Origin of the sequence: Bordetella genomosp. 9 (genome assembly GCF_002261425.1) — a bacterium.
GTDB lineage: Bacteria > Pseudomonadota > Gammaproteobacteria > Burkholderiales > Burkholderiaceae_B > Bordetella_C.
Genome location: NZ_NEVJ01000003.1, coordinates 3,335,724 through 3,360,196, shown reverse-complemented (window position 1 = coordinate 3,360,196; position 24,473 = coordinate 3,335,724). Strand labels below are relative to the sequence as shown.

The window sequence follows — 24,473 nt, the reverse complement described above, 5'->3', positions numbered from 1 at the left end:
GGCTGTGCAGGGCGAGCGCGACGGTTTTGTCCACGTCGGTAAAATTCGGCCCGCAGGTGCGGTAAGCTTGCCGTATCGCTGTCCGGGCCGACGGACGCATCCGACGTCGGGCGCCTGATCAGCATAGCGCGGGATCGCGTCGCTCCGATCCGGCGCGACGCACATTCAAATGAAGTTATTTGCCCCATGGACCGTTCCGGGATGGGCAATCTAGGGAAATCAGCACATGGCATCTGTCAATAAAGTCATCCTCGTCGGCAACCTCGGGCGCGATCCCGAAGTGCGCTACAGCCCCGAAGGCAGCGCCATCTGCAATCTGTCCGTCGCGACGACGTCGCAGTGGAAGGACAAGGCCTCCGGCGAGCGGCGCGAAGAAACCGAATGGCATCGCGTCGTCATGTACAACCGCCTGGCGGAAATTGCCGGTGAATACCTCAAGAAGGGCCGCTCGGTCTATATCGAAGGCCGCCTGAAGACCCGCAAGTGGCAGGACAAGGACACCGGCGCCGACCGCTACAGCACCGAAGTCGTGGCCGACCAGATGCAGATGCTGGGCGGCCGTGAAGGCGGCGAAGGCGGCGGTGGTTTCGGCGGCGGCGGCGGTGGCGGTGGATATGACGACGCGCCGCAACGCGCCCCGCGCCAGCAGGCCCAGCGCCCGGCGCCGCAGCGTCCGGCCAGCCCGCCCGCCGGCGGCGGTGGCGGCGGCGCGGCGAACCTGACGGACATGGACGACGATATTCCGTTCTGAAGCCTGCCGAGCCGTTTCCTGGAAGGCCCCTGCCAGCCTGGCTGCGCGGGGGCTTTTTCTTTGCGCCGGCGCCGCGCCGGTCCTCGCCAGCTCGGCCGCCTTCCCAGCCCCGCTGGCCGATTAGCACCGCTGGCGTCGAATTTTTGTAAAGGCGCAGCCGGACGGCAGCTCATCCATGCGCAAGCAGTTGATGCATAAAGAATTTTTCCCGGCCAGCGTTGCCCGGACGCGACGGCGCCTGAAATATCGTTGTCATGTCAATGGATTCACACCCAGAATGATGAAGAAGCCATCGACAACAATATTTCATGAGCACACTTCCTCCGGAGTGGTCGTGCAAGACCGCCGCGGGTCAGGACGTCGTGTTGGTTCTTGCCGAGAAGATAGGCGCCGGCCACGATCGTGAGGTCTGGCGCCATCCCTTGAACCGCGCGCTAGGGGTCAAGGTGGCGAAGCCACAGCACGAACGGGCGCAGAACGACATCGACCTGCACTACAGCGTCCACCTGGAACGGTCGGGCGTCAAAGGGCCGCACCTGCCGCGCGTGCACGGCTGGGTGAAGACGAACCGCGGACGCGGCCTGGTGGTGGACCTGGTGCAGCGGCCGGACGGCACGCCCTGTCCGACCTTGTCGCAGGCCTTGCGCAGCGGCCTGATCAGCGAAATGGAAGCCGTGGGCCTGGTCTACGAGGCCTGCGACTGGCTGATCCGCAATAACGTGATCCTGGCCGACTATGGCATCGACAACTTCCTGGTGCGGGAGTCGTCGGTGGCCGGGCGCGCCTATCTGGTGTTCGTCGACGGGCTGGGCACGCGGCACTTCGACTTCAAGTACTGGGCCCGCTGCAGGTTCACGGCGCTGGAGCAATGGGCCGCGCGGCACAAGGCCCGATCGTTTCGCGAAAAAACGCTGGACATGCTGCGCGACCGGTCAAGCCGGCTCTGGGTGCCCAAGAAAAAGCAGTGCGTGCCGGTTTGATTCTTCCATGCTGACGCCGGTATGGCAGAACAGCGTGGCGGGGAGCCGGCCGCGCCGGACCTGATCCAGGTACATGGCGTACAGGGATTCGATGGCCTCGCGCGACATTTCCTGTTTGCGTGCGTGGATGACGTCCGGCGGACAGGTGGCGACGATGAGATGCCGCGGCGGCGGGGCCAGCGCGCTGCACGCGCCATATGCCGCGATGCGCCGGAAGGGCTGCGTCGCGGTCAGGCGGACGTTGCGGACGAAGTAATCGTAGAAATAGCGGTCCAGCACCAGCGGACGGCGCCAGCCGCCGAACAGCTGCGCCAGCGTGAAGGCGATCCACGCGATGGGGAGGACCAGCCAGAGCCTTTTTTCCTCGCGCACGTTGCGCGGTTCGCGGCCCCAGTAGAACAGCGGTTTGCGGAACAGGCGCTTGAAGCGCTTGAAACGAAACCGACGTCCCAGCGGACTGGCCCGGACGGCGTCGATCAGCGTGCCCTTGCCGCTGCCGTCCGGCCCGACCACCGCGATCGTGCGCCACGCAGGCCAATGCGCAAGCCGCCGTATGCGCCATGCCAGGCGCTTGAAGGCGATGGCGATGGGCGATACGGTTGGAATGTTGTGTTCGAGCAGGTAGGCCGTCGCGGTGTGGTGCGCGGCGTCCAGTCCCAGGGTGCCGGCCAGCAGGCCGCGCATGGCGCCGCTCAATCCCGGGATATCCGCCACACGGTCGGCGAAGTAGGCCAGGCGGTCGCGCACCAGCGGCACGTCCAGCTTCTTGCGCTTGTGGTGCAGGTGCAGCAGGAATAGCGCGGCCAGGAGCGCCTCGCGATCCTTGGCGTCCAATCGTTCATAGGTGGCGTAGTCGACGCCGCCGCGGCTCAGCCGGCCGACGTCGCCGCGCGTGCGCAGTTCGGCCTGCGGCCAGAATTCCAGGGTTACGCGGCGCTGGTCGTCGTGCAGCAGCTCGATCTGCCGCTTGAAGGGCGACGACTGGCGCAGGATGAAGCTGACGCCGGCTTCCTGGCAAACGGCGAACACGCGCGCCAGTATCTCGTCGAAGCGCGCGTCATCGATAAGGAAGTCGAAGTCGCCTTCGAAGATGTCGTCGCCATCGGCGTCGCGCGGACGCAGCATGACCCAGGGCAGGCGCGGGCCCCGGCCAGGTTCGATGAGGGAGCGCAGGACCTGCGCGCATCTGGACGTATTGGCGGTCCTGGGAGTATCCATTGTTCGGCGCCCCTGCGGCCGCGCCGCGTTGCGCGCCGTGGATATCGAGGGCATGTCGCTCGCGGAAGTTTTTCTGCGCGCCAGTGTCGGTTACGGTGCGTCGAATTTTCATCAAATTTTCAGAATTCGGACGGGGTGCGGTGACCGCGCCTGCGCCGCTCCGCGCGTGCCCAGATCAGGACCAAGTCGCCCGTGGTGGTGGGATGGGGAATCCCGCAGGGCGACCAGCTGGGCAATCCGAAATACATCGTGGTGTATGGCTACAGCGGCGACAATTGGTTCTACGCCGATCCGTCAAAGAACAACGTGACGAAGAACGCCCCGCTGCCCATCCCCAAGACCGGCAACGTCGTGACGAAAGTGGTCTATTCGAGGAACCCTGCCTTGCGAATGCGATGACCACCGCGGAATCAGGCCCCGTCGGCCATCCGTTCGCAGGCGTCCGCGCAGCGCCGGCACATCGTCGCGCACTCGTCCATGCCGTCCAGCTCGTCGCAGCTATCGGCGCATTGGCGGCAGATCGTCGCACAATCGGCGCAGGTGTGCCGATGGTGGGGCACGCCGATCAGCATGAAATGCGCGGACGTGCGGCACATTTCGGCACACGCCATCATCAGGCGGAAGTGCTCGGGCTCGACATGGCGGCCGCCCGCTTCCAGGCAGTGGTTCATCGCCATGGCGATACAGGTTTGATAGCAGCGCAGACATTCGTCGATGCAAAGCTGCATACTGGAGGAGATGGGATTCATTGCGGAGACTCCTGGCCATGTCGGCAGGACGGTGGGCGCCTACCGGCGATTTGAGACAGGGACGTCTCAGCATCGGCCATGCCGGCCGTCATTGCACCATCTGGTTGATCTCGATGATGGGCATCATCACCGCCAGCACGATGACCAGCACCACGCCGCCCATGATCAGGATCATCAAGGGTTCCAGCAGCGCGGTCATGGCCATGGCGCGCCTTTCCAGGTCGGCGGACAGGGTGGCGGCGGCGCGGTCCAGCATGGGGGCGAGTTCGCCGGTGCGTTCGCCGCTGCCGATCAGGTGCACCAGCAGCGGCGGAAAGGTTTTCTGCGTCTGCAGCGAGGCGGCCAGCGGCGCGCCCTGGCGGACCCGGTCGGTGGCGTCGGCCACGGCGGCGCGCAGGCGGTCGTTGGTCAGCGTCTGCGCCGCGGCCTGCAAGGCGCGCAGCAGCGAGACGCCGCTGCCCGACAGGATGGCCAGCGTGGACGCGAAGCGCGCGGCGTTCATCTCCAGCACGAAGCGGCCGGCCATCGGCAGGCGCAGCACCCGCGCGTGCCAGCGCAGGCGGGCGGGGGCGGCCCGCAGGCTCCAGCGCCATGCGGCGAACGCGGCAACCGCCACGGTTACGCCGATGGCGCCCCAATCGCGCACGATGTCGCTCATCGCGACCATGATGCGGGTGATCAGCGGCAACTGCTGATGCGTCTGGTTGAAGGCGCCGATGACCTGCGGCACCACGAATCCGAGCAGGAAGAAGACGATGCCCACCGAGACGACGGCGACGATGGCGGGGTAGATGAAGGCCGTCAGCACCTTGCCGCGCAGGGCGTTGCGCTGTTCCACGTAGGTGGCCAGCCGTTCCATGACCAGCGACAGGTCACCGGATTCCTCGCCGGCCGCCACGAGCGCGCGGTAGATATCGGGAAAATCGCGCGGCCGCGACGCCAGCGCGTCGGCCAGCCGATGGCCCGCCCGCACGTCGGCGCGCACGGCGGACAGCGCCTGCGCGACGTGGCGCTTTTCGGCCTGCTCCAGCGTGGCGGTCAGCGCCGCGTCCAGCGGCAGGCGGGCCGCCAGCAGGCTGGCGATCTGGCGGGTCAACCAGGCGAGCTCGACGTCGCTGAGATGCTTGCCCAGCCAACGCGCGGAGCCCGGGCGATGGCGTCCGGACGCATCGCGCACGTCCAGCGGCGTGAGCCCGCGTGCGCGCAGCGCGTTGCGCGCGCCGCGCGGCGAGTCGGCATCTATCATGCCGCGCTCCAGGCGGCCCGTGGCGTCGGCGGCTTCGAAGTTGTAGGAGGGCATGGGTATCAATCGTCGCGCGTGACGCGCAGGATTTCCTCGGCGGAGGTTTCGCCGCCATCCACCCAGCGCTGGCCGTCCTGCCGCATGGTGCGCATGCCGGCGGCCTCGGCGGCGCGGCGCATGGCGAGCTCGCCGGCGCCGTCATGCATCAGGCGGCGTATTTCCTCGTCGATGACGAACAGTTCGTGGATGCCGGTACGGCCGCTGTATCCGGTGTGGCCGCACGCCGCGCAGCCCACCGCGCGCCAGGCAGGGCGGCCATCCTCCTGTTCGGCCGTCTGCCTGCAGTGCGGGCACAGCCGCCGCACCAGCCGCTGCGCCAGCACGCCCAGCAGCGACGATGACAACAGGAAGGGCTCGACGCCCATGTCGGTCAGGCGCGTGATCGCCGACACGGCGTCGTTGGTGTGCAGCGTCGCCAGCACCAGGTGTCCGGTCAGCGACGCCTGCACAGCGATCTGCGCGGTTTCCAGGTCACGGATTTCACCGATCATGACCACGTCCGGATCCTGCCGCAGGATGGCGCGCAAGGCGGTGGCGAAACTCAGGTCGATGCGCGCGTTCACCTGGGTCTGGCTGACGCCGGGCAGGTCGTATTCGATGGGGTCTTCGACGGTCAGGATATTGGTGGTGCCGGCATCCAGCCGCGCCAGGGATGCGTACAGGGTGGTGGTCTTGCCGCTGCCGGTGGGGCCCGTGACCAGCACGATGCCGTGCGGCTGGTGGATCAGCCTGTCCAGCCGCGCGAGCACGGCGGGCGCCATGCCCAGGCTTTCCAGGCGCAGGCGGCCGGCTTCCTTGTCCAGCAGGCGCAGCACCGCACGTTCGCCATGGCCGGTGGGCAGCGTCGACACGCGCACGTCGATGGGCCGCCCGCCGACCCGCAGGGCAATGCGGCCATCCTGCGGCAGGCGTTTTTCGGCGATGTCCAGATGCGCCATGATCTTGATGCGCGAGATCAGCGCGTGATGCAGCGCGCGCCGCGGGCTGACCACGTCGCGCAGCGTGCCATCGACGCGGTAGCGCACCATCGAATGCGTCTCGAAGGCCTCGATGTGGATGTCGCTGGCGCCGTCGCGCGCGGCCTGGGTGAACAGGGCGTTGATCATGCGGATGACGGGCGCGTCGTCCTGCGTGTCGAGCAGGTCCTCGATTTCCGGGATGTCCTGCATCAACCGGTCCAGGTCGATCTCGTTTTCGGACGCGGCCACCACGCTGGCCGCGTCGCCGGCCTGGGCGTAGGCGGCCGCCAGCAACGTTTCGAGTTCCTCGTCGGCGATCTCGCGTTCCTGCGCCAGCGGATGATGGCGCCGCGCCTCCGCGCGCGCCCAGTCGGGCGTGCGCGGGCTGAACGTCAGCTGCGCGCCTTCCGGGCGGATGGTCAGCAGGGCGCGCTGTGCGCGGGCCCAGGCATAGGGCAGGGTGGTCATCGCGTGATCTCCGGGGCCGTTACCGTATGGTCTCCGGTTGATAGCCCAGCCTGGTCAGCAGTTCGGCCGCCGCGCCCGCGGTCGCCGGATCGCGCGCGACGCGGGTGCGCACCAGTACGCCCGAGCCGCCGGGGGCGACCTGGGTGTAGGCCTGCAGGCCCGTGCTCGATACGCGCTGCACGATCTGCTGCGCCTGGGCCTGCGAGTCGGCGCGGGCGATCTGCAGCACCAGCGCCTGGCCGCCAGCATCGCCATTGCCCTTGCCGGCGCCGAGCTGGCTGGCCACGGCGGGCAGGCCTTCCATGGATGTCGCGGGCGCTGGCTGGCGCGGGGTCTTCGGGTAGACGCGCGTATCGGTGACGGTGTGAGGCGGGTCCTGGCTCAGGGTCTGGTCGGCGCTGCTGGGCCGCAGGTCGAGCGGCCGCGACGAGAGCGGCTGGCCGTCCGGGCCCAGCGTGGGCAGGTGCGGCGAATCGACGTCCGGCAGCGGCCAGCTGTGCGGGGTTCGCGCGTTGTCCTGCACGCGCTGCATGTAGTCGTAGCGGTCCATCGTCAGGCGGCGGCTGTCGTTGGTGCCGCGCACGATATGCGGACGCAGGAAGATCATCAGGTTGGTCTTGGTGCGGTGCCGGTTGGTATAGCGGAACAGCGAACCGATCAGGGGCAGGTCGCCGAGTATCGGCACCGATTGCGTGCCATCGGTGCCGGAATCTTCCAGCAGGCCGCCCAGCACGATGATCTGGCCATCGTCGACCAGCACGCTGGTATCCAGCGCGCGCTTGCGCGTGATGATGCCGGCGGTACTGGTGGCGGTGTCGTCGATGCTGCTGACTTCCTGGTACAGGTCCAGCTTGACCGTGCCGCCCTCCGAAATCTGCGGCCGCAGCTTCAGGGTCAGGCCGACGTCCTCGCGTTCGATGGTCTGGAAGGGATTGCCCGAGCCGTCGCCGGAGTTGGTCACGTAGGAGCCCGTCACGAAGGGCACGGTCTGGCCGACGACGATGCTGGCCTGCTCGTTGTCCAGCGTCAGCAGGTTGGGCGTCGACAGGATGTTGGTGCCCTGCCTGCCCTGCATGGCGCGCGCCAGCACGCCCAGGTTGATGACCTGGTGCCCCAGGGCGTCCACCGTGCCCTTGACCAGCCCCACGTTCAGGCCGCTGCCCAGCGCGTCCAGCGTGGTCGCGGTGCTGGACGAGAGATTCAGGCCGCTGCCGTTCAGGTTGGTGCCGCCGAACACCGAACTGCCGTTGCCGTTGAAACCGTTGCCGCCGAACATCCACTGGATGCCGAACTGCGCGGCGTCGTCGCTGGACACTTCGACGATCAGGCTTTCGACGAGCACCTGGGCGCGGCGCTGGTCCAGCTCGTCGATGACTTCGCGCAGGCTGCGGTAGAGCGGTTCGGGCGCGGAGATGATCAGCGTGTTGGTGGTCGGGTCGGCGGTGATGGTCGCACCGTTGACGGAAAACGCGTTGCCCTGCGCGTCGCGGTCGCCGCCGTCGCCGTTCTGGCCGAAGCGCTGCGATGCGTTGGCGCCGTTCGCGCCGGTGCCCAGCGCGTTCTGCGTCTGCGTCGATTGCGACGGATTCATCACCGAGGTGCCGCCGCGGAAAGGATTGCTGCCATAGTCGCCGCCCTGCGTGCCGCCGGACGGGGCCGCCGCGCTGCCGCCACGATTGTCGGACTGCCCGGTCAGCGCGCCGCGCAGCACGCCCGCCAGCTTCACCGCCTGCGCGTTGCGCAGGTAGACCACGTGCAGATTGCCGGCCCGGCTTTGCGGGTTGTCCAGGCGCATCACCAGGTCGCGCGCGAGCTGGGCGCGCGCCGGGTTGGACGCGCGGACCAGGACGCTGTTGCTGCGCGGATCGGCCGCCACGGTGACCTGCTGGCTGGGGTCGTTGCCGCCGCGCGTATCCAGCATCCCGCCGACCACCGGCGCGATGTCGGACGCGATGCCGTAGCGCACCGGGATGACGTCGGCGGACAGCGAGTCCGGATTGTCGATCTCGGCGATCACCTTGGCGATGCGCGCCATGTTGTCGGCGTAGTCCGTCACGACCAGGGTGTTGTTGTTGGGATAGGCGTTGATCGGATTGTTGGGCGCGATCATCGGCCGCAGCACGGGCAGCAGGTTGGTGGCGTTCTCGTACTGCAGACGGAAGACGCGCGTCACCAGGCCGCCGGTGGTGGCCGGCTGACCGCTTTCCGAGACGGGCACGCCTTGCAGCTTGGCGTCGGCCTCCGGCACGACACGGCTGACGCCGTTGACGTCGATGACGGCCACGCCCTGCATGCGCAGCGCCCCCAGCAGCATGTCGTACGCGGTGCCGGGGTCCACCGGCCGCTCGGACACCAGCGTCAGCTGTCCCTTGACGCGCGGATCGACCACGAAGTTGCGCCCGGTGTAGCGCGCCATGGCGCGCACCACGTTGGGCAGGTCGGCATCGACGAAATTCAGCTGCACCGGGTCGGTGTTCTCGCTGCCCGCGGCGCCGGGGACGGCGGCATTGCCATCGACGTCCTTGCCGTTGACCTTGACGCGGACGTGCAGAGGGCCCAGGTCGCGCGGCGCGGGCGCCGTCGGCGTGTCGGTGCGCCGTGTGCGCGTGGCGCCCATGTCGGGCTGGCTGGCTCCCGCGCTGATCAGGGGACTGTCCGGTACCGGGGGCGGCGCCGCCGGCTTGTCCGGCGTTGCACATCCGCTCAAGGCCAGCAGGATCGCCAGCGCGGCGGGGGCCAGCCGCTGCGGCGGCCGGGCGGCGGCGTGGCGGATGCGGCGGACGAGACCGGTGGCGTCGTGGCGCTTGCGGGGGGCATGAGGGGGATTCATCGAGCGGCTCGGTAATCAGGGAAATCGCAGTTGTGAAACGCCGTTGCGGTAGTTGCCCAGCGCGCTCAGCAGCGGCTGCAGCGCATCGCGCGTGGCGGTATCGGTGTCGGGCGCGGGACTGGCCTGGCCGTCGAAGCGCCAGCGGCCCGCCTGGTCGCGGCCTTGGCCGTCGACGCGCAGGGCGCCGCGCAGGGTGCGTATGCGCAGGTCGAGGTGGCCCTGCGGGTCCGCGGACAGCGATGCCTGGTAGTCGCCCAGCGGCTGCACGCGCACCAGGGTCGATGACGCTTGCGTCCAGGTCAGCTGCAGCGGCGACGTGCCCGGCGGCAGGGCGCCCAGGTCCATCGCGGGCCAGGCCAGCGCGAGCTGCCCGCCGGGCTCCAGCGTGTTCAGCGGCGCGCCGATGGCGGTCAGCGCATCGGCGGGCAGATTCAGGCGGCCCTGGCCCAGGCGGATGCCGCGCAGCCCGGGCGCCACTTCCACGGGTGTGGCCAGCCAGGGGTGGGTGAACTGCGCGGCGGGGCCGACGCCGGCGGCCCAGTGCCAGCGCCAGCTGAAGGCCTGGGGCAGGGTGCGGCGCAGGCCGGGCGGACCGACCGCGACCTGTGCCTGGCCGTTCCACACGCTGCCCGAGGCATCGACGACGCTGATGGGCCCGTCCGCCGGGAAGGCGCGCAGCAGCCAGCGCGCGGGCAGGACGGCCAGCGCGGCGACGAGCGCCACGCATGCCGCGCCAGCGGGCAGCAGCCAGCGTCGCGCCCTCATGGCCGGACCTCCCTGGCGGGCGCGTCCCCATCGCGCAGCAGCAGCGTGCCGGACACCTGGGTGGGCACCGGCCGACCCAGCGAATCGCGCGGCCGCAGCAGCTGGACCTGCGTCACGCGCAGATGCAGCTGCGCCGGGGCATGCGCCAGCCAGTCGAACAGGGCCGCCGCCGTCACGCCTTCGACGGCGACGCGCCAGCGCTTGCCGTCCTCCAGCTTGCCGACCTGGGGGGACGTGCCCAGCCCGGCGTGCGCCAGGCTGGCGCGCAGCGCGTCTTCCATGTCGTTGGCGGCGATGCGCTTGCCTTGCTCGCGCTTCAAGGCCTGGGCTTCCTGCACCAGCGCGTCGATGGCGGCGGCCTGGGTGCGCAGCAGCGGCAGTTCGTCCTGCCACTGCGCGATATCGCGCAAGGCGGGCCGCAACGCCACCAGGAACAGCAGCGCCGCGACGATGACGCCGCCCAGGCCCCGCACCAGGCGGCGCTCGCGCATGCTGAGCCCGGTCCAGTACGCCGCCGCATGCTGGCGCGCGGCCAGCCAGCGCGCCAGCAGCGCGGGCGGCAAGGCGGGCCGCTGCAGGTTGCGCATGCGGGCCGTCATGGCTGGCGCTCCTGTGCGACGCGCCCGCGGTCGGTGCGGGCGCCGGCCAGGCGCGCCGGCATCAGTTTCCAGCCGGTCCGGGTGGCTTCCAGCGCCAGGCCCATCGCGGTGGCCTGGCGTTGCGGCGCGCCGTTGGCGGGCGGCGGCGGGCGTCCGTTGTCGTCGACGTCGATGGTCAGCTGGCCGTCCTGGTAGGACAGCGCGGCCAGCTGCAGCGTGCCGGCGGGCAGCAGGGTGGCCGCGGCGAGCGCGAGCGGCATGAAGTCGTCATCGCTGGCGGCGCCGCGCGCGGCGCGCAGGGCGTCGACGCGTTGCTGCGCCTGCTTGAGCGGATCGACGATCACGGGAAGATCGGGGAATGCATCGGCGACGCGGCTGATCATCGTTTGCCGCAATGCGGCGCCTTCGCCGGCCAGTTGCGCGGCATGGATATTCAGTCCGATCAGCCAGACCGCCAGTGCTGCCGCCGCCCATGCCAGTGGCGCGCGCCAACGCTGCCCGCCGCGCATCGCGGGCCGCAGTTCGGGCAGCGCCAGCGACCATGCGGGCGATGCCTGCCGCCAGCGCGCATCGGCGGGCAGGCCCAGCGGCGCGATGCCAGCCGATTCGTCGGCCCCGGCCTGGGGGGCCGCGACACGGGTGGGATAGAGGGCCGCCACATCGAAACCCGCTTCGGCCAGCGCGGTCCAGCCGCGCACGAGCACCGCGCGATCGGTCCAGGCGACGGGCGCGCGGCCCGCGTCATCGCGGGGACCGAAGGCGATGGCCAGGTCATCCGTTGACGACAACGTCAGCGGTTCGACCTGCGCAACCGCAGCGGCCTGCAGGCGGTCGCCACGCAGCGGCGGCAACGTGATGAAGGTATCGACGGTATCCAGGGGATGCAGCACGGCCTCGACACGCGCGGCCGGCGTGACGGCGGCGATCTCGCGCAGGGGCAGTTCGCCTTCGCGCAGGATGCGGCGTTCGCGGTCCAGCAGGACGAAGGCGACGCGCATGTCGGGGTTCAGGGCGCGCAGCGGCGGCAGGGCCAGGCGCAGGACGGTCTTCAATTCGCTTCCCTTATCCAGACGACGTGGGTAGATTGGCTTTCATCGCGGCGCAGCAACGCGCGCATCGCGACAGTGGCGCTGCCCAGGCGCACGGCGCCGGTCACGCCGAACCACTGGCTGCCGATATCCACGCTGTCGTCGTCCAGTTTGATCTCGGGGTCCGCGAGCCGGTTGACGAAGTCCGCTTCGTCGTTGAAGTAGCGGCCGCGTTCGCGGTCCGCCACCAGGGCCATCGCGTGGCCCAGCGATAGCGGCCCGATCAGGGCATGCAGCACTTCGGCCGGCGCGGTGTTGACGTTGACCGCGGTGCGCGCGGGCAGGATGGTGACGCAGCAGCGCAGGCGATCCAAGGCCTGCTGGTCCAGCCTGGCGATGCCACGCAGGTCGTCCAGGGATTGCAGGCCGGGCGATTTCTGGGAGCCGGCGACGCCGGCGGCGGAAGCGTGCCGCGCGCCGGTGCCGTTGTTTCCACCGCGCCCACCGCCCCCGCCACCTTCACCGTCCGCGCCGTCCGGGCCGTCGGCGCCTTCGGGCAGGGCCTGGCTGAGCGCGATGCGCCGGGCGATCAGGGGCGCGGCCGCGGGGGGCAGGTCCAGGGCCTGCAGCAGGCGTTCGAGCACCACGAGCTGGCGCGGGTCCACCCGGCCCGCGCGCGCCAGGTTCCACAGGTTGTACTTGGCCTGCTCGTCGTCGACGCGCCCGGAGAACAGGGCGGCGTCCGACGGATTGTTCGCCTGAGCGCCCGCTTGATTGTCCGTCCGATCGTCCGGATCGACCCGCAGGTCGACGATGGGCGTGGCCCACAGCTGGTCCGGACGCGTGGCCGGGCTGCGCTTGCCATCGGCCTGCAGGATGAGCCGGGCCCAGTCCATGCCGCCCATCAGCAGCCAATGCGCCTGCACGCGGGCTTTCTCGCTCTGCAGGATGCGCGTGTACGTGGTCTGGCCATCCAGCATGGTGGTGGCGATGATCGCGGCGGCGGCGACCACCAGCAGCGCGGCGATGACGGCCATGCCTTGCTGCCTGTTGCGTTGCGTGGGCTTCATTGCAGGGGTGGGCTTCATGGCAGGGCCACCACGCGGCGATAGGTCTGCGTGGTGCCGGGCGCGGCGCCGGCCAGTCGCAGCACGAAGGCGAGCCCGGTGGCGGCCGCGTTCGATTGGTTGGCCGGCAAGGCGATCCAGCCGCGTCCGGGTATCCAGGCTTCCACGGCGAAGCCCTGCACGCCGTCCAGCACGTCCGCGCCGGCATCGGGCCTGGGCAGCGGGAAGCTGTCGCCACCGGCTCCGCTGGCGCGGCGCAAGGTGTCGCCATCGCGCCACCAGCGCACGCGCTGCCAGCGCCCCGCCGGCGCCGGTCCGCGGACGATATCGACCTCCTGCGCGCTGGCCGGCATGCTGATGGCGGCGGGCAAGGCCTGACCGGCGCTCGCGTCGGGGATGCCGCCGTCCAGGACGGAATCGGGCGCCCGCATGCGGACGTCCTGTTGCAGCTGTCCCAGCACGCGCAGCAAGGCCTCGTCGCGGTCGGCTTCGCGCTGCATGTGGTTGCGCGCGCGGACCACGCTGTCCAGGCCGCGCCAGGACATTACGCTGACGATGGCCATCAGCGCGACCGCGACCAGCACTTCGATCAGCGTGAAGCCGCGCTGTCGTGCCGCGCTGGTTGCGGACGGCTTCGTTGCGCCGCGCCGTGCCGGCATCGGCCGCGTTGCCCCTGGCGCGTGCGACGCCCGCGCCGATGCGCGTGTTCGCCTTGCCGGTGCCGCCATGCATATTTTCATGGCTGCGCGCCCGCCAACCCGCGCAGTTCGGACAGCAGGCGTTTGTCGGCATCCATGACCCGCACCGTGGCCTGGCGAAAGCCGCGATTGGACGTCGATTCGATGGAGAGGTCGCAGGTGAGTGCCAGCGGCCCCTGCGGACAGGGTTGGCTGCGGCGCCCCAACGGCGGATAAAGGCGCTGGGCGCGCAGTTCGGCCAGCGTGTTTTCTGCCGACACCAGCGCCAGCGCGCGATCGCGCACGGCGGCCTGGCCTGCCGCCATCTGTCCCGCCGCGCGCACGCAGGCGCCCAGCGCGATCGCGATAATGACCAGCGCCACCAGGACTTCCAGCAGCGAAAAGCCTCGTTGTCGATCGCGGCGCTTCATGGGTGTGTCGCATAGCGCCCGGCGGCGTCGCGCACGATGTCGATGCGCCGGAAGTCATCGCTCAGTTCGACGCGCATGGGCGGCGCGATCCATTCCGGCGCGAAGACGGCGCTGGCATGGTCGCCCGCTCCCGACGCATCCGCCGCGCCGGTGCCGCCGCCCGTGGGGCCGCCATCGCTGTAGACCTGCACGCGTACGTGGCCCGCTTCCCATTGCCGCGGCCGCAGTGATTCGTCCTGCCGGAAATCATCGGACTGCGGCGCCTCGGTGACGGAGGCGGGTGCGAGGGCGCGTGCGTCGCCGGGTTGCCACGCGGCGCGCCGGGTGAAGCGGTAGCCGTTTTCGTCGGCGCGCCAGATGATGGCGCGGCCGCCCGCGCGGGCTTCCGTCTGGGCCTGTGCGAACAGCAGCTCCAGCCGGCGGGCGTCGCGCGCCAGCGGCTGGTCGCCACGGCGCGGCATGGCCAGGCTGATGCCCGCGGTCATGATGGCGATGATGGCCACGACAACCAGCATTTCGATCAGGCTGAAACCGGCCTGGCATCGATAGGGTTGGGGTGACGCGCGCGCCGCGCGGCGGTCAAAGGCTCCAGGATCCGATGTCCGCATCGCTGTCTTCGCCGCCGGGCTTGTTGTCGGCACCCAGGGAAAACACGTCGATCTCGCCTTTGACGCCGGGATTCAGGTATTGATAGGGATGGCCCCAGGGATCGTTGGGCAGGCGATCGAGGTAGCTGTGCCAGCCTGACAGTTTTTCATCAGCCGGCTGTTGCACGAGCGCCTGCAGGCCTTGCTGCGCGCTGGGATAGTGGCCGTTGTCCAGGCGATACAGTTTCAGCGCCTGATAGATGCTGGAGATGTCCTGCCGCGCGGCGACGACGCGCGCCTGGTCGGGACGCCGGAGCAGGTTGGGCACGACGAGCCCGGCCAGGATCCCCATGATGACCACCACGACCATGATCTCGATGAGCGAGAAGCCGCGTTGGCGGGAGGGCGGGTTGCGGGGCGCGGGACGGCGGGTCCGAGGCGCGGGGATGCCGTGGGTGCAAGGTTTCATGGGGTTCATCGTCGCTCGCCGACGCGTTGCGCGCTGGCCGGGACGCTGCTTGCCTTGCGTCTGGCTGTCACAACAATTGAGGTGATCTGTCATATGCGGGACCTATCATCTACGGTCCTAATGACAGCCATATGTCGACGCACGGTCGGCCTTGTAAACGCTTCCATGCCACAACGCTTCGATTCCGCCGGGCTGGCCCGGGGCGCCGCCATGCTGGTCCTGGCGGCGGGCGTCGGTACCTGGGGCGCGATCCTGCTGGCGCCGCGCGCGTCCACCCTGCCGCCGCTGCTGGTGCCGCGGGCGCGGGCGGCGGGGGATACCACGGCGCTCGCGCGCTGGTTCGGGACGTCGGCGGCCCCGGTCAAGGTGACGGTGCTGGGCCTGATCTCGGCGGGCGAACGAGGCGCCGCGATCCTGGCCATCGATGGCGCCGCGCCACGCGCCTACCGCGTGGGCCAGCCGATCGCCGACGGCGTGACCCTGGCGAAAGTCGAGTCCGCGGGCGTGGTGCTGGACCAGGGCGGGACGGCGATACGCGTCGCGGTGGCGGCGCTGCCGGCCCTGAAGACGCCCGGATTCGTGCCGGTGCGTTGAAGGGGCGCTGTCGTCAGCGCCCGCGTGGTTGTCTCATGCCCGGCACGGCTCGGCGGTGATCATTTCCCGCACGTGCGCCAGCATGTCCGGCACCATGGCCCGCAGGTCGAACTGGGGCATCCATCCCCAGTCGGACCTGGCCCTGGAGTCGTCGATGGAGCTGGGCCAGCTGGCCGCGATCGCTTGGCGGAAGTCCGGCGCGTACGATATCCGGAAGTCGGGAATCCGCTTTCTTATTTCCGTGGTCAGCGCATCCGGCGTCACGCTGAACCCCGCCAGGTTATAGCTGCCGAATTCCGTGATGCGGTCCACCGGCGCGTCCATCAGTTCGATGGTCGCGCGCACGGCGTCGGCCATGTACATCATGGGCAGTTCCTGGTCCGCGTTCAAGAAGCAGCGGTATGACCCGGTGCGCAAGGCCTGGTGGAAGATATCCACCGCATAGTCGGTGGTGCCACCGCCGGGCGCGGTCTTGTAGGAGATCAGGCCCGGATAGCGCAGGCTGCGGACGTCGACCTTGTTCCTGGTCCGGTACCACCGGCACCATCCTTCTCCCGCCAGCTTGGAAATGCCGTACACCGTTTCGGGATCCATCACGGTCTGCTGCGGCGCGCCGTGCTTGGGTGTGGACGGACCGAATGCCGCGATCGAGCTCGGCCAGAATACCTTGCGGATGCCCTGCCGCCGGGCGATCTCCAGCACATTGAGCAGGCCGGTCATGTTCAGGTCCCATGCCCACTGCGGCTTGACTTCCGCGGTCGCGGACAGCGCCGCGGCCAGGTTGTAGATCTGGCCGATCCGGTGCCGTGCCACGACGCTTTCGAGCGCTTCGGCCGAGGTCACGTCCAATAACTCGTGCACGCAGTCCGGGTCGGGTCCTTCTGCGCGAATGTCCGCGGTGACGATCCGGTCCGCGCCGTGGCGTGTGGCCAGGGCTTCGACGAGCTCGGTCCCGAGTTGGCCATTGGCGCCGATCACCAGGATTCTTGTGTTTTCCGTATTCATCGCACTATTCCCAATTCCTGTCCCGCCTGCTGAAACGCCGCGACGGCGCTGGTCAGTTGCTCCCTGCCGTGGGCCGCGCTGACCTGCACCCGGATACGCGCCTGTCCCCTCGGCACCACGGGATAGAAGAACCCGATGGCATAGACGCCCAGCTCCAACAGCCTGCGCGACAGCGCCTGCGCCTTGTTGGCGTCGTGGACCATGATCGGAACGATGGGATGCGACCCTTCCTTGATGTCGAAGCCGCATTCCGATATCGCGGCGCGAAAGAACCGGGTGTTGTCTTCGAGCCGGTCCCGCAGCACGGTGTCGGCTTCCAGCAGGTCTAGGGCCGCGAGCGTGCCCTGGACGATCGCGGGCGCGACCGTGTTCGAAAACAGGTACGGGCGGGAACGCTGCCGCAGGATGTCGATGACTTCCTTGCGGCCGCTGGTGAAGCCGCCGGAGGCGCCGCCCAGGGCCTTGCCCAGGGTGCCCGTGATGATGTCGACCTTGCCGAATACATTGCGGTATTCATGGGTGCCGCGTCCCAGCTTGCCCATGAAGCCGGTGGCGTGGCAATCGTCCACGCCCAGGAGTGCGTCGAACTCATCGCACAGCTTGCGTATCTCATCCAGCTTCGCGATGGCCCCATCCATGGAAAAGACACCGTCCGTGAATACGATGATGTTGCGGGCCCGTTCTTCTCGTGCAGTTTGCAGGCAGGCGCGCAGGTCATGCATGCTGTTGTGCGCGTAGCGGTAACGCTTCGCCTTGCACAGGCGTATCCCGTCGATGATGGAGGCGTGGTTCAGTTCGTCGCTGATGATGGCGTCCTCCGGGCCGAACAGCGGCTCGAACAAGCCGCCGTTGGCATCGAAGGCCGCGGCATAGAGGATGGTGTCCTCGGTACCCAGGAACCGGCTCAGCCGGGCTTCCAGTTCCTTGTGGATATCCTGCGTGCCGCAGATGAAGCGCACCGAACTCAGCCCATATCCACGGGCGTCCAGGCCGGCCTGCGCGGCCCGGATTACCGCGGGATGGGACGACAGGCCCAGGTAGTTATTGGCGCAAAGGTTGATGACCGTCCTGCCGTCACGGGTCGCCACCGCGGCGCCCTGGGCCGTCGCGATCACCCGTTCTTCCTTGTACAGGCCGTTCGCATGCAGTGCCCGCAGCTCGTCGCGCAGCCGGACGTAGAATGAATTTCCGCTATCCATGATCGATGGTTCCTCGGCGCCAACCGCCTTACTCGGACATGTGCTGGTCCTGCGCCAGCTTTCGGTACGACGCCGCATCCCGCTTGATCTGCTCGCCCAGTTGGGCCGGCGTCATCGGCAATGCGTTCATACCCGAAGCCAGCAGCTTTTCCTTGACGTCGGGTTCCGCCAGGATCGTGTTGATCCGCGAATTCAGCGTCCTGATCACGTCGGGCGGCGTACCGAGCGGTCCGACGATGCCCAGCCATTGCGACATATCGAAACCCTTCAGCCCCGACTCGTCCAGCGTCGGCACGTCGGGCAGGCCCTGGAAACGCTGCGCCGTGGTGACCGCGAGGACCTTCAGCTTGCCGCTTTTCACATGCGGCATGACCGGACCCGTGCCCAGGAAGGCGATGGGGATCTGGTCCGCCAGCAGGTCCGCGATGGCCTGCCCGCCCCCTTTGTAGGGCACGTGCGTCAGCGACAGGCCCGTCATCGCATTGAACTTCTCGCCCGCGAAATGCTGGTTGTTTCCCACCCCGGACGAACCGAAGGAAAACTTCGCGGGATTCGCCTTGGCCATCGCGATCAGCTGCGCCACCGATTCGGCCTTGGTCTTCGGGTTCTCGACGAGTACCAGCGGTCCCTGCGCGATCATCGCGATCGGCACGAAGTCCTTGATCGGATCGTATTGGGTCTTGCGGATGGCCGGCGACGTCACGATGGCGTCCGGTGCGAACAGCAGCGTGTAGCCGTCGGGGGCCGCATGCGAGACGAAGGTGGCGGCGATGTCGCCGTTCGCGCCGGGGCGATTCTCGACCACGAAACTGGTGCCGAAGGACTTGGTGAGCTTTTCCGAGACGATGCGCGCAGCGATGTCGGCGGAGCCTCCCGGCGCGAAGCCCAGGATGATCGACACCGGCCGGGCCGGCCAGTCCGCGGCCTGCGACGGTCCCGCGCAGCCGAGCGCGATCAGGCCGGCGACCAGGATGGATTTGTTCATGGCAACCCCTTGTGTTGGTTTTGTCGTCCCGCGACAGCTACTTCACGACGTAGATGGGACTGCTCCACGCCAGGTGGCCGCTTTCCTGGGTCAGCCGGACGTACAGCGGGTTGTCCCCCGCCTCCGGCAGATCCACTTGGGCGGTGAAGGAAAAACTCGTGGTGTCATTGACGTCAGGCAGCCGGAAGATGCGCAGCTTGCGGCCCACGCCGCCCGCGTCGAATTCGATGTCCTCGAAGCCGATCTGCCGTACGTTGAACGCCAGGTCCAGGTACGGAGTCTTGATGGTGATCCGGCCGTCGTCCGCGTGTGCCAGCCGGATGTCCACGCCGGCATAGTTGCCCGTGGTGACCGACTGCCACTTCAGCTCGGTATCGCTGACCTTCTCCAGCTTCTTGTCCAGGTGCCAGAAATTGATCGGCGTGGCTTCCAGGATGGCATTTCCGGCGACGGTGATCGAACCGTCCCAGTTGGACATGCGGGACCGGCCGCGGTCGTCGGCACCCTCCCAAATGACCCGGACGCGGCTGCCCAGGTCGGCGGCGGAATAGGGCCGGACCGTCTTCACCGTTTTCTTCCCCACGCGGATATCCACGCGTTCGATGGGGGTGGGGCACGATGCGTTGAAGCTGAGCGTCGCCGATCCCGCACCGGACTTCACGATATCGCCCATCATCGCGGCCTGGACCTGCTCGGTATCCGCGGTCCCCAGGGCGGGATCGTCCAGGTAGCGGGTGACCGGACCGCCAAAGGAAGCCTGCACGTCCAAGAAAATGCGATCGCCCGTCGTGCCGTAATGGTGGCGATCGCGCAGCGCCTTGAATACGGCCTGGCGCGTCAGCTCAGGCAGCAGCACGCAGGTCAATCCGCCATAGGCGCCGAAGACGGATGCGCCGGGATGGCTGGCGCCGGGCCGGCCCTTGTGATCGTCGCTGTTGCACACCACGCCCACGCGGTATCCCAGATCGAAGGCGTCGAACAGCAGCCATTCGAAGGTGCCCCACGAGGAATGGATTTCGACGGAGCGTTCGATGCGTCCGTCATGCGCGACCGTCAGGTCGGCATAGCGGCCGCCCACATGGGCGAAGGCAACACAGTCTTCGCCCGCTTCCAGCAGCTTCTCGAACAGCTCGGCGGCGTGGTTGCAGTCCGTGGCGATGTCTTCCGTCTCGGGAACCAGGGCGTGGGACGACCGGCGGATCTGCCGGCCTTCCTGCGAAAAGTACACGTTGCGGTCGCCGCCCAACGGGGTGACGCCGGACCATTCGTATCCGGGCAGGGTGATGAATTTGCCGGGCGCATTGAATTCGGCCGTGACCGCGTTCAAGTCGCGCCAGAAGGTATTGGTGATCTGGAAGTCGTTGCCCTGGTGACCGATGATGTCGACGAAGGCGCGGTCGCGCGCGAAGACGTGATAGTCCACCACGGAGTTCGTGCCGACGGTTTCCTCGCTTTGCGCGTGGAACTCGGCCCAGTACTGGCGCAAGGGGGGTTCGGCCTGGACACGCATCGGGTTCGACCGCGCGACCGCCTTGCCGGCCTCGTCCTTCAGCGTCACGACCAGGTCGCAGGGTTGGCTGACCTTCAAGCCGTCGATGACGTAAGGATGGTCTTTCTCGCCGATCGTGATCCGCTCGGGCAGGCCCTGGACCGGATGCGAACTGACGAGCGTGAACGCGTGATCGGTGAATTCGGTGGGGTTGCCGCAGGCGTCTTCCGCCTTGATGCACAGGCGGAACGCGTCGGCCACGCCACGCAGCGTGGGCAGGATGGCTTTCCACTGCACGGGTTTGCCGGGCACGATGTTGATGGTCCGGACCGTGGGCACGTCGATGTACTTGACGACGCCGAAAGGGTTGGCCTGGACGCGAATCTCGAACGTGGATTCGCGCAGCGTCTGGACGCGCATGCCCGCCGATCCCTGCGAGCGGTCGCCCAGCACCACGGTGATGCGGTCGCCTTCCTTCAGGAAATTCTTCACCACGCGGATCACGATGGTCTTCCACCACGGCCGCTCGCTGCCCATCGGGTCGTAGGTCAGGTCCAGCACGGCGCCGTTGGAGGCCGTGGCCGACACGTAATTCGGCGCGTTCGGACGATCGAACTGCGGACGCCCGGAATCGGTGGCGAAGCGCAGCATCAGCTTCACCGAACCGGCATCGTCGATGCCGAACTTCCCCGCGGTGTAGACCACCTTGATGGTGGCCATGGATCCCGCGATCAGCGATTCGGGAGCTTCGATCTGGACCGTGCCGGCGGCGTCGGTATACAAGGGAACGTGGGACATATCGCGATCGCTATTCCTGGGCGGGTTCGTATCGGCAGGAAGTGTGATGGCGCGCTCGGAATTAGGGAAACGATTTTTTCTTGACCCAGTATTAGGAAATCTTATGCCTCCTCTCAGGCGTTGGCGGCGTCTGCGCGGCTTCTCCCAGCGTGTGTTCGAGCAGCGCGATGAGACTGGCCGCAGCGGGTGTCAGTGCGCTGCCGTTGCGCCGGATCACTACCACTTCCGATTCGACCCCCGGCCCGCTCAATGGCCGCCCGACGATGCCTTCGGCCGCAAGGCCTGGAATCGCGTACGAAGGCTGGATGACGACGCCGAATCCTTCCCTGGCCATCGCCAGCGCGGTCGACGGGAAGGTCACTTCGAAGGCAACTTCCAGCGTGATGCCTTGCGCGTACAGCATGGCCATCGCCCGCTGCCACAGGGCATTCAAGGGGTTGACGACGATGACCGGCCAGGGCCGCAGGTCGCGCCACCCAATCGTTTTGCGCGATTCCAGGGGATGCCCTTCTGGAAAGAACACCCCCAGCCTGAAATGCCTGAGCGATTGCACGGACAGCACGCTGCGGTCCAGGTTGGCGTCGGTGCCCACGGCGAAGTCGACCTCGCCGCGCAGGACCGCGCCCGCCAGGTCGGTGGACAACATGTCCCGGATATACAGCTCGATGTTCGGATACCGCTCCCGATAGGCTTTCAGCACCGGCGGCAGGATCGTGGACGCGATGAATACGCCGGCGGCGATCGCGACCTTGCCGCGGGCCTTGGTCGCCAGTCCGTTCAGGTTGTCGACCGCCTGGTCGACGTCGCCGATGATGCGTTCGGCAATATGCAGGAATTCCTTGCCGGCTTCCGTCAGGGTCAACGACCGTCCGTGCTCGAACAGCTGGACTTCCGACTTGTCTTCCAGGTCGCGTATCAGCAGGCTGATGGCCGATTGGGTGACGTGCAGTTGCTCCGCCGCGCGCGTCGCGCTCCCGAGGCGGGCGACGGCCACGAATGCCCGTATCTGTTTGAGCGTGAGATTCATTGCCATGGCGCCACCGCTGGATCAGGATGAAGGCAGGAAGGCGACGATGGCCAAGTCCCCTTCCAGGTAGATGCGATAGTCGCGCGCCACGACGATCGCGGGCCGGCTCGCGGCCGCCGTCGACGTTGCGTCCGGCGCCGCGCCCGGCGCGGACAGCCGGAACGGCAGGTCCACGCCGAAATGCTGCAGTTCCTCATGGGCCCAGCCCCATCCCTGGGTCAGGTACACGGGCACCAGGGTGTCGATCAGCGGGTACTTGCGCAGCGTGTGCCGCACCACCACGGGGTGGCCCAGGCTGCCTTCCAAAGTGTAGGCGGCGATGGCGTGTCCGGCACTGACGCGGCTCAGGTCCGCGGCGATCTCCGCCGCCACGCGGTTTTCATAGTCCTTCTGCAGCTTGAGCGAATTGCCGTACACGAAACAGAAGGTGAACAGCCCGTAGACGGGCACCGCCACGGCGGCGACCTGCCAGGACGGCTTGATGCGCACGCGCTGCAGGGCGGCCCAGACGAACAGCAGGCTGGCCGCGCCCAGCGCACCGAAACCGATGGCCACCCGGGGCGCGTACACCGGCAGCGCCAGCGCCAGCATGGGCCCCCAGGCGGCGATCGCCAGCGCCGGGGGCAGCAGTACGGCGCATGCGGCCATGCCGAGCCTGGCGGCGACCGGCGCCGCGCGCCAGCCCACGACCAGATAGCGCACCGCCCAGTACACGCTGGCCAGCGCGCCGGCCGCGATGAAGACCAGCAGCGGCTTGGACCAGAGGCCCGGCAGCAGGCCCGTGACGTAGCGCCAGAAGGACAGCAGGTTGTGCCAGGCGGTGGCGGGCAGCATGCCGATCGGCGCGATGGCGCCGTGCGCGGTCGCGTAGTGGCCGTTGACGGTGGCCGCGATCACGCCCTTGTAGGCGATCAGCGCCAGCACCAGCTGCGCGACGCGCGCCGCCAGGACGCCGGCCAGGCGGCGCGCCGGCTGCAGGTCGCGCTGCCCCATGACGAATTCCGCGATCGTGAAAACCAGGAAGACGTTCAGCGCCGGCTGATACAGGGATAGCGTCGCCAGCAAGGCCAGCGCGCCCGGCACGATCCGGCGCGGGGTCGGCGGGATGGCGGTCACCGCGATCCCGGCCAGGACGGTGGCCAGCGTCATGGGCAGGACGTCGAACTTGTACGACAGGTTCTCCAGGAAGAAGGGATTGACGACCAGGGGCGCCAGTATCAGCGGGGCGCGCCAGGTGCCGGGGATGGCGAACTTCCGCGCCAGGGTGACGGCCAGCCAGGCCAGCAGCAGCACGGCCAGCAACTGAGGCAGGGGGGACAGGTCGGAGATGGGGGCGCCCAGGTTCAGGGTTTCCACCACCAGGTTGGACAGCGGGCGGCCGTCGGTGGTCCAGCCAAGGTAGCCCGAGCGCGCGCGGCCCAGGTCGTCGATGTAGTAGCGATCGGCGTGCAGGATGGGATACATGGCCAGGCCGTACAGCAGCGCGGCCGCGATGAAGACCTTCTGGCGGGATGGGGAGGTTGCGGTGGGATGCATGCTGCCTGCGCGGTGGATGGCGACGTGTCACGAAACGGCAGCAATTAGAGCAGAGCGGGCGTTGGTCAGGTGTAGATGTTCGGCGTGTCCGCCATTTCTGGCCCGGACGGCCCATTGTGAAAACGAGAATGCAATAATACAATCATTCTCTAATACGATAAGTAAACGCCGGCAGCACCGAAGGCAATGGAGCGGGACATGGGAAGACTTCAGGGCAAGGTTGCGGTGGTCACGGGAGCGGCCGGGGGCATAGGCAGGGCGATCGCCCAGGCCTATGCGCATGAGGGCGCCCGCGTCGGCATGCTGGACTACAACGCCGATCTCCTGGCGCAGGCCGTGGCGGAAACGCCGGGCGCCGAGGCGTTGGCCTGCAACGTGGCGGACCGTGCAGCCGTGCTGGACGTCATCGGGGGCTATGCGGCGCGCCAGGGCGGGCTGGACGTGCTGGTGAACAACGCCGCGTATTTTCATTACGGCCCGCTGGTCGATATGCCGGAAGACGTCGTCGACAGGATGCTGGACGTCGGCCTCAAGGGCGCCTTCTGGAGCCTGCAGGCCGCGACGCCGCATCTCATCGCCCGGGGTGGCGGCGCGGTGATCAACCTGTCGTCGGTGGCGGTCTCCATCGCCATCAAGCATGCCGCCGTCTACAGCGCCATCAAGGGCGCGTTGGACACGCTCACGCGCCAGCAGGCGGTGGAGCTGGGCGCATACGGCATCCGGGTCAATGCCCTGGCCCCTGGCCCGGTCGTCACGCCGGGCGCCAGTTCGGTCATCGATGCGCAGGGCTGGGAAACCCGGCGCCAGAAGACGCCGCTCAAGCGCCTGCCCACCGGCCCGGAGATCGCCGCGGCCGCGGTATTCCTGGCGTCGGAGGAAAGCGCCACGGTGGCGGGCGTGACCCTGAAGGTGGACGGCGCGCTGACGATCAGCGGCTACTGATACCGGCCGGCCGCGAA

24 protein-coding genes are annotated in these 24,473 nt (G+C 68.4%); 5 read left to right on the top strand and 19 right to left on the bottom strand.

Annotated elements, in window-relative coordinates; genetic code table 11:
* The first annotated feature begins 226 nt into the window (after nucleotides 1-226).
* Both ssb and CAL26_RS26315 read left to right on the top strand, forming a co-directional pair.
* Nucleotides 227-751, top strand: coding sequence for a single-stranded DNA-binding protein (gene ssb, locus CAL26_RS26320; RefSeq protein WP_094849561.1), 525 nt, complete (start codon nucleotides 227-229; stop codon nucleotides 749-751).
* Nucleotides 752-1,059: 308 nt separating this feature from the next.
* The gene (locus tag CAL26_RS26315; RefSeq protein ID WP_094849560.1) at nucleotides 1,060-1,731 is read left to right on the top strand and encodes a YrbL family protein; all 672 of its coding nucleotides are present in this window, start codon (nucleotides 1,060-1,062) and stop codon (nucleotides 1,729-1,731) included.
* Here the strand turns inward: CAL26_RS26315 and CAL26_RS26310 are convergent.
* Nucleotides 1,684-2,949, bottom strand: coding sequence for a hypothetical protein (locus tag CAL26_RS26310; RefSeq protein ID WP_143277504.1), 1,266 nt, complete (start codon nucleotides 2,947-2,949; stop codon nucleotides 1,684-1,686). The two genes, CAL26_RS26315 and CAL26_RS26310, sit on opposite strands and share 48 nt — an antisense overlap.
* Nucleotides 2,950-3,147: 198 nt before the next feature.
* Between CAL26_RS26310 and CAL26_RS26305 the strand changes: the two genes are divergently transcribed.
* Nucleotides 3,148-3,348 carry a hypothetical protein gene (locus CAL26_RS26305; RefSeq protein WP_143277503.1) on the top strand — a complete coding sequence of 67 codons (201 nt, stop codon included), beginning with the start codon at nucleotides 3,148-3,150 and terminating at the stop codon, nucleotides 3,346-3,348.
* A gap of 11 nt (nucleotides 3,349-3,359) precedes the next feature.
* Here CAL26_RS26305 and CAL26_RS26300 read toward each other — a convergent pair whose 3' ends face one another.
* The 12 genes from CAL26_RS26300 to gspG all read right to left on the bottom strand — a co-directional run bounded on the left by CAL26_RS26300 (nucleotide 3,360) and on the right by gspG (nucleotide 14,881).
* Entirely contained in the window at nucleotides 3,360-3,698 is a 339-nt protein-coding gene (locus CAL26_RS26300; RefSeq protein WP_094849557.1) for a four-helix bundle copper-binding protein, read from the bottom strand.
* A gap of 88 nt (nucleotides 3,699-3,786) precedes the next feature.
* A complete protein-coding gene (gspF, locus tag CAL26_RS26295) occupies nucleotides 3,787-4,998 on the bottom strand; it encodes a type II secretion system inner membrane protein GspF (protein WP_094849556.1) in 1,212 nt (403 codons plus the stop codon).
* A 5-nt stretch (nucleotides 4,999-5,003) separates the two neighbouring features.
* On the bottom strand, nucleotides 5,004-6,428 hold the full coding sequence (gene gspE / locus CAL26_RS26290) for a type II secretion system ATPase GspE (protein WP_094849555.1): 1,425 nt from the start codon (nucleotides 6,426-6,428) through the stop codon (nucleotides 5,004-5,006).
* 19 nt (nucleotides 6,429-6,447) lie between these two features.
* A complete protein-coding gene (gene gspD / locus CAL26_RS26285) occupies nucleotides 6,448-9,258 on the bottom strand; it encodes a type II secretion system secretin GspD (protein WP_094849554.1) in 2,811 nt (936 codons plus the stop codon).
* A 15-nt stretch (nucleotides 9,259-9,273) separates the two neighbouring features.
* Complete coding sequence (gspN, locus tag CAL26_RS26280) at nucleotides 9,274-10,023, bottom strand: type II secretion system protein N (protein ID WP_094849553.1); 750 nt, start codon at nucleotides 10,021-10,023, stop codon at nucleotides 9,274-9,276.
* Nucleotides 10,020-10,622 (bottom strand): type II secretion system protein GspM, encoded by a 603-nt coding sequence (gspM, locus tag CAL26_RS26275; protein WP_094849552.1) that lies wholly within the window; start codon nucleotides 10,620-10,622, stop codon nucleotides 10,020-10,022. The genes gspN and gspM overlap by 4 nt, the downstream gene beginning before the upstream one ends.
* Complete coding sequence (gspL, locus tag CAL26_RS26270) at nucleotides 10,619-11,674, bottom strand: type II secretion system protein GspL (protein ID WP_094849551.1); 1,056 nt, start codon at nucleotides 11,672-11,674, stop codon at nucleotides 10,619-10,621. Before gspL ends, gspM begins: the two co-directional genes overlap by 4 nt.
* Complete coding sequence (gene gspK, locus CAL26_RS26265; RefSeq protein ID WP_094849550.1) at nucleotides 11,671-12,738, bottom strand: type II secretion system minor pseudopilin GspK; 1,068 nt, start codon at nucleotides 12,736-12,738, stop codon at nucleotides 11,671-11,673. The genes gspL and gspK overlap by 4 nt, the downstream gene beginning before the upstream one ends.
* The gene (locus CAL26_RS26260; RefSeq protein WP_179283488.1) at nucleotides 12,735-13,376 is read right to left on the bottom strand and encodes a PulJ/GspJ family protein; all 642 of its coding nucleotides are present in this window, start codon (nucleotides 13,374-13,376) and stop codon (nucleotides 12,735-12,737) included. The genes gspK and CAL26_RS26260 overlap by 4 nt, the downstream gene beginning before the upstream one ends.
* A gap of 77 nt (nucleotides 13,377-13,453) precedes the next feature.
* Nucleotides 13,454-13,825: a type II secretion system minor pseudopilin GspI gene (gene gspI, locus CAL26_RS26255; protein WP_094849548.1), complete on the bottom strand. Its 372-nt coding sequence runs from the start codon at nucleotides 13,823-13,825 to the stop codon at nucleotides 13,454-13,456.
* A complete protein-coding gene (locus CAL26_RS26250) occupies nucleotides 13,822-14,433 on the bottom strand; it encodes a prepilin-type N-terminal cleavage/methylation domain-containing protein (RefSeq protein ID WP_094849547.1) in 612 nt (203 codons plus the stop codon). Before CAL26_RS26250 ends, gspI begins: the two co-directional genes overlap by 4 nt.
* Complete coding sequence (gspG, locus tag CAL26_RS26245; protein WP_094850101.1) at nucleotides 14,405-14,881, bottom strand: type II secretion system major pseudopilin GspG; 477 nt, start codon at nucleotides 14,879-14,881, stop codon at nucleotides 14,405-14,407. Before gspG ends, CAL26_RS26250 begins: the two co-directional genes overlap by 29 nt.
* A gap of 165 nt (nucleotides 14,882-15,046) precedes the next feature.
* On the opposite strand from gspG, the gene CAL26_RS26240 reads away from it, so the two are divergent.
* Entirely contained in the window at nucleotides 15,047-15,475 is a 429-nt protein-coding gene (locus tag CAL26_RS26240; protein ID WP_094849546.1) for a hypothetical protein, read from the top strand.
* A gap of 33 nt (nucleotides 15,476-15,508) precedes the next feature.
* Here the strand turns inward: CAL26_RS26240 and CAL26_RS26235 are convergent, their stop codons facing one another.
* The 6 genes from CAL26_RS26235 to CAL26_RS26210 form a co-directional block, all read right to left on the bottom strand.
* Nucleotides 15,509-16,480, bottom strand: a complete 972-nt coding sequence (locus CAL26_RS26235) for an NAD-dependent epimerase/dehydratase family protein (protein ID WP_094849545.1) — start codon at nucleotides 16,478-16,480, stop codon at nucleotides 15,509-15,511.
* The gene (gene kbl / locus CAL26_RS26230; RefSeq protein WP_094849544.1) at nucleotides 16,477-17,679 is read right to left on the bottom strand and encodes a glycine C-acetyltransferase; all 1,203 of its coding nucleotides are present in this window, start codon (nucleotides 17,677-17,679) and stop codon (nucleotides 16,477-16,479) included. The genes CAL26_RS26235 and kbl overlap by 4 nt, the downstream gene beginning before the upstream one ends.
* A gap of 28 nt (nucleotides 17,680-17,707) precedes the next feature.
* On the bottom strand, nucleotides 17,708-18,664 hold the full coding sequence (locus CAL26_RS26225) for a Bug family tripartite tricarboxylate transporter substrate binding protein (protein ID WP_094849543.1): 957 nt from the start codon (nucleotides 18,662-18,664) through the stop codon (nucleotides 17,708-17,710).
* Nucleotides 18,665-18,701: 37 nt separating this feature from the next.
* Nucleotides 18,702-20,951, bottom strand: a complete 2,250-nt coding sequence (locus CAL26_RS26220) for a DUF3604 domain-containing protein (RefSeq protein ID WP_094849542.1) — start codon at nucleotides 20,949-20,951, stop codon at nucleotides 18,702-18,704.
* Nucleotides 20,952-21,042: 91 nt separating this feature from the next.
* Nucleotides 21,043-21,978: a LysR family transcriptional regulator gene (locus CAL26_RS26215; RefSeq protein WP_179283487.1), complete on the bottom strand. Its 936-nt coding sequence runs from the start codon at nucleotides 21,976-21,978 to the stop codon at nucleotides 21,043-21,045.
* Between the two features lie 21 nt (nucleotides 21,979-21,999).
* The gene (locus CAL26_RS26210) at nucleotides 22,000-23,514 is read right to left on the bottom strand and encodes a glucosyltransferase domain-containing protein (RefSeq protein ID WP_094849540.1); all 1,515 of its coding nucleotides are present in this window, start codon (nucleotides 23,512-23,514) and stop codon (nucleotides 22,000-22,002) included.
* A 198-nt stretch (nucleotides 23,515-23,712) separates the two neighbouring features.
* Between CAL26_RS26210 and CAL26_RS26205 the strand changes: the two genes are divergently transcribed.
* Nucleotides 23,713-24,456, top strand: coding sequence for an SDR family NAD(P)-dependent oxidoreductase (locus tag CAL26_RS26205; RefSeq protein WP_094849539.1), 744 nt, complete (start codon nucleotides 23,713-23,715; stop codon nucleotides 24,454-24,456).
* The last annotated feature ends 17 nt before the right edge of the window (nucleotides 24,457-24,473 follow it).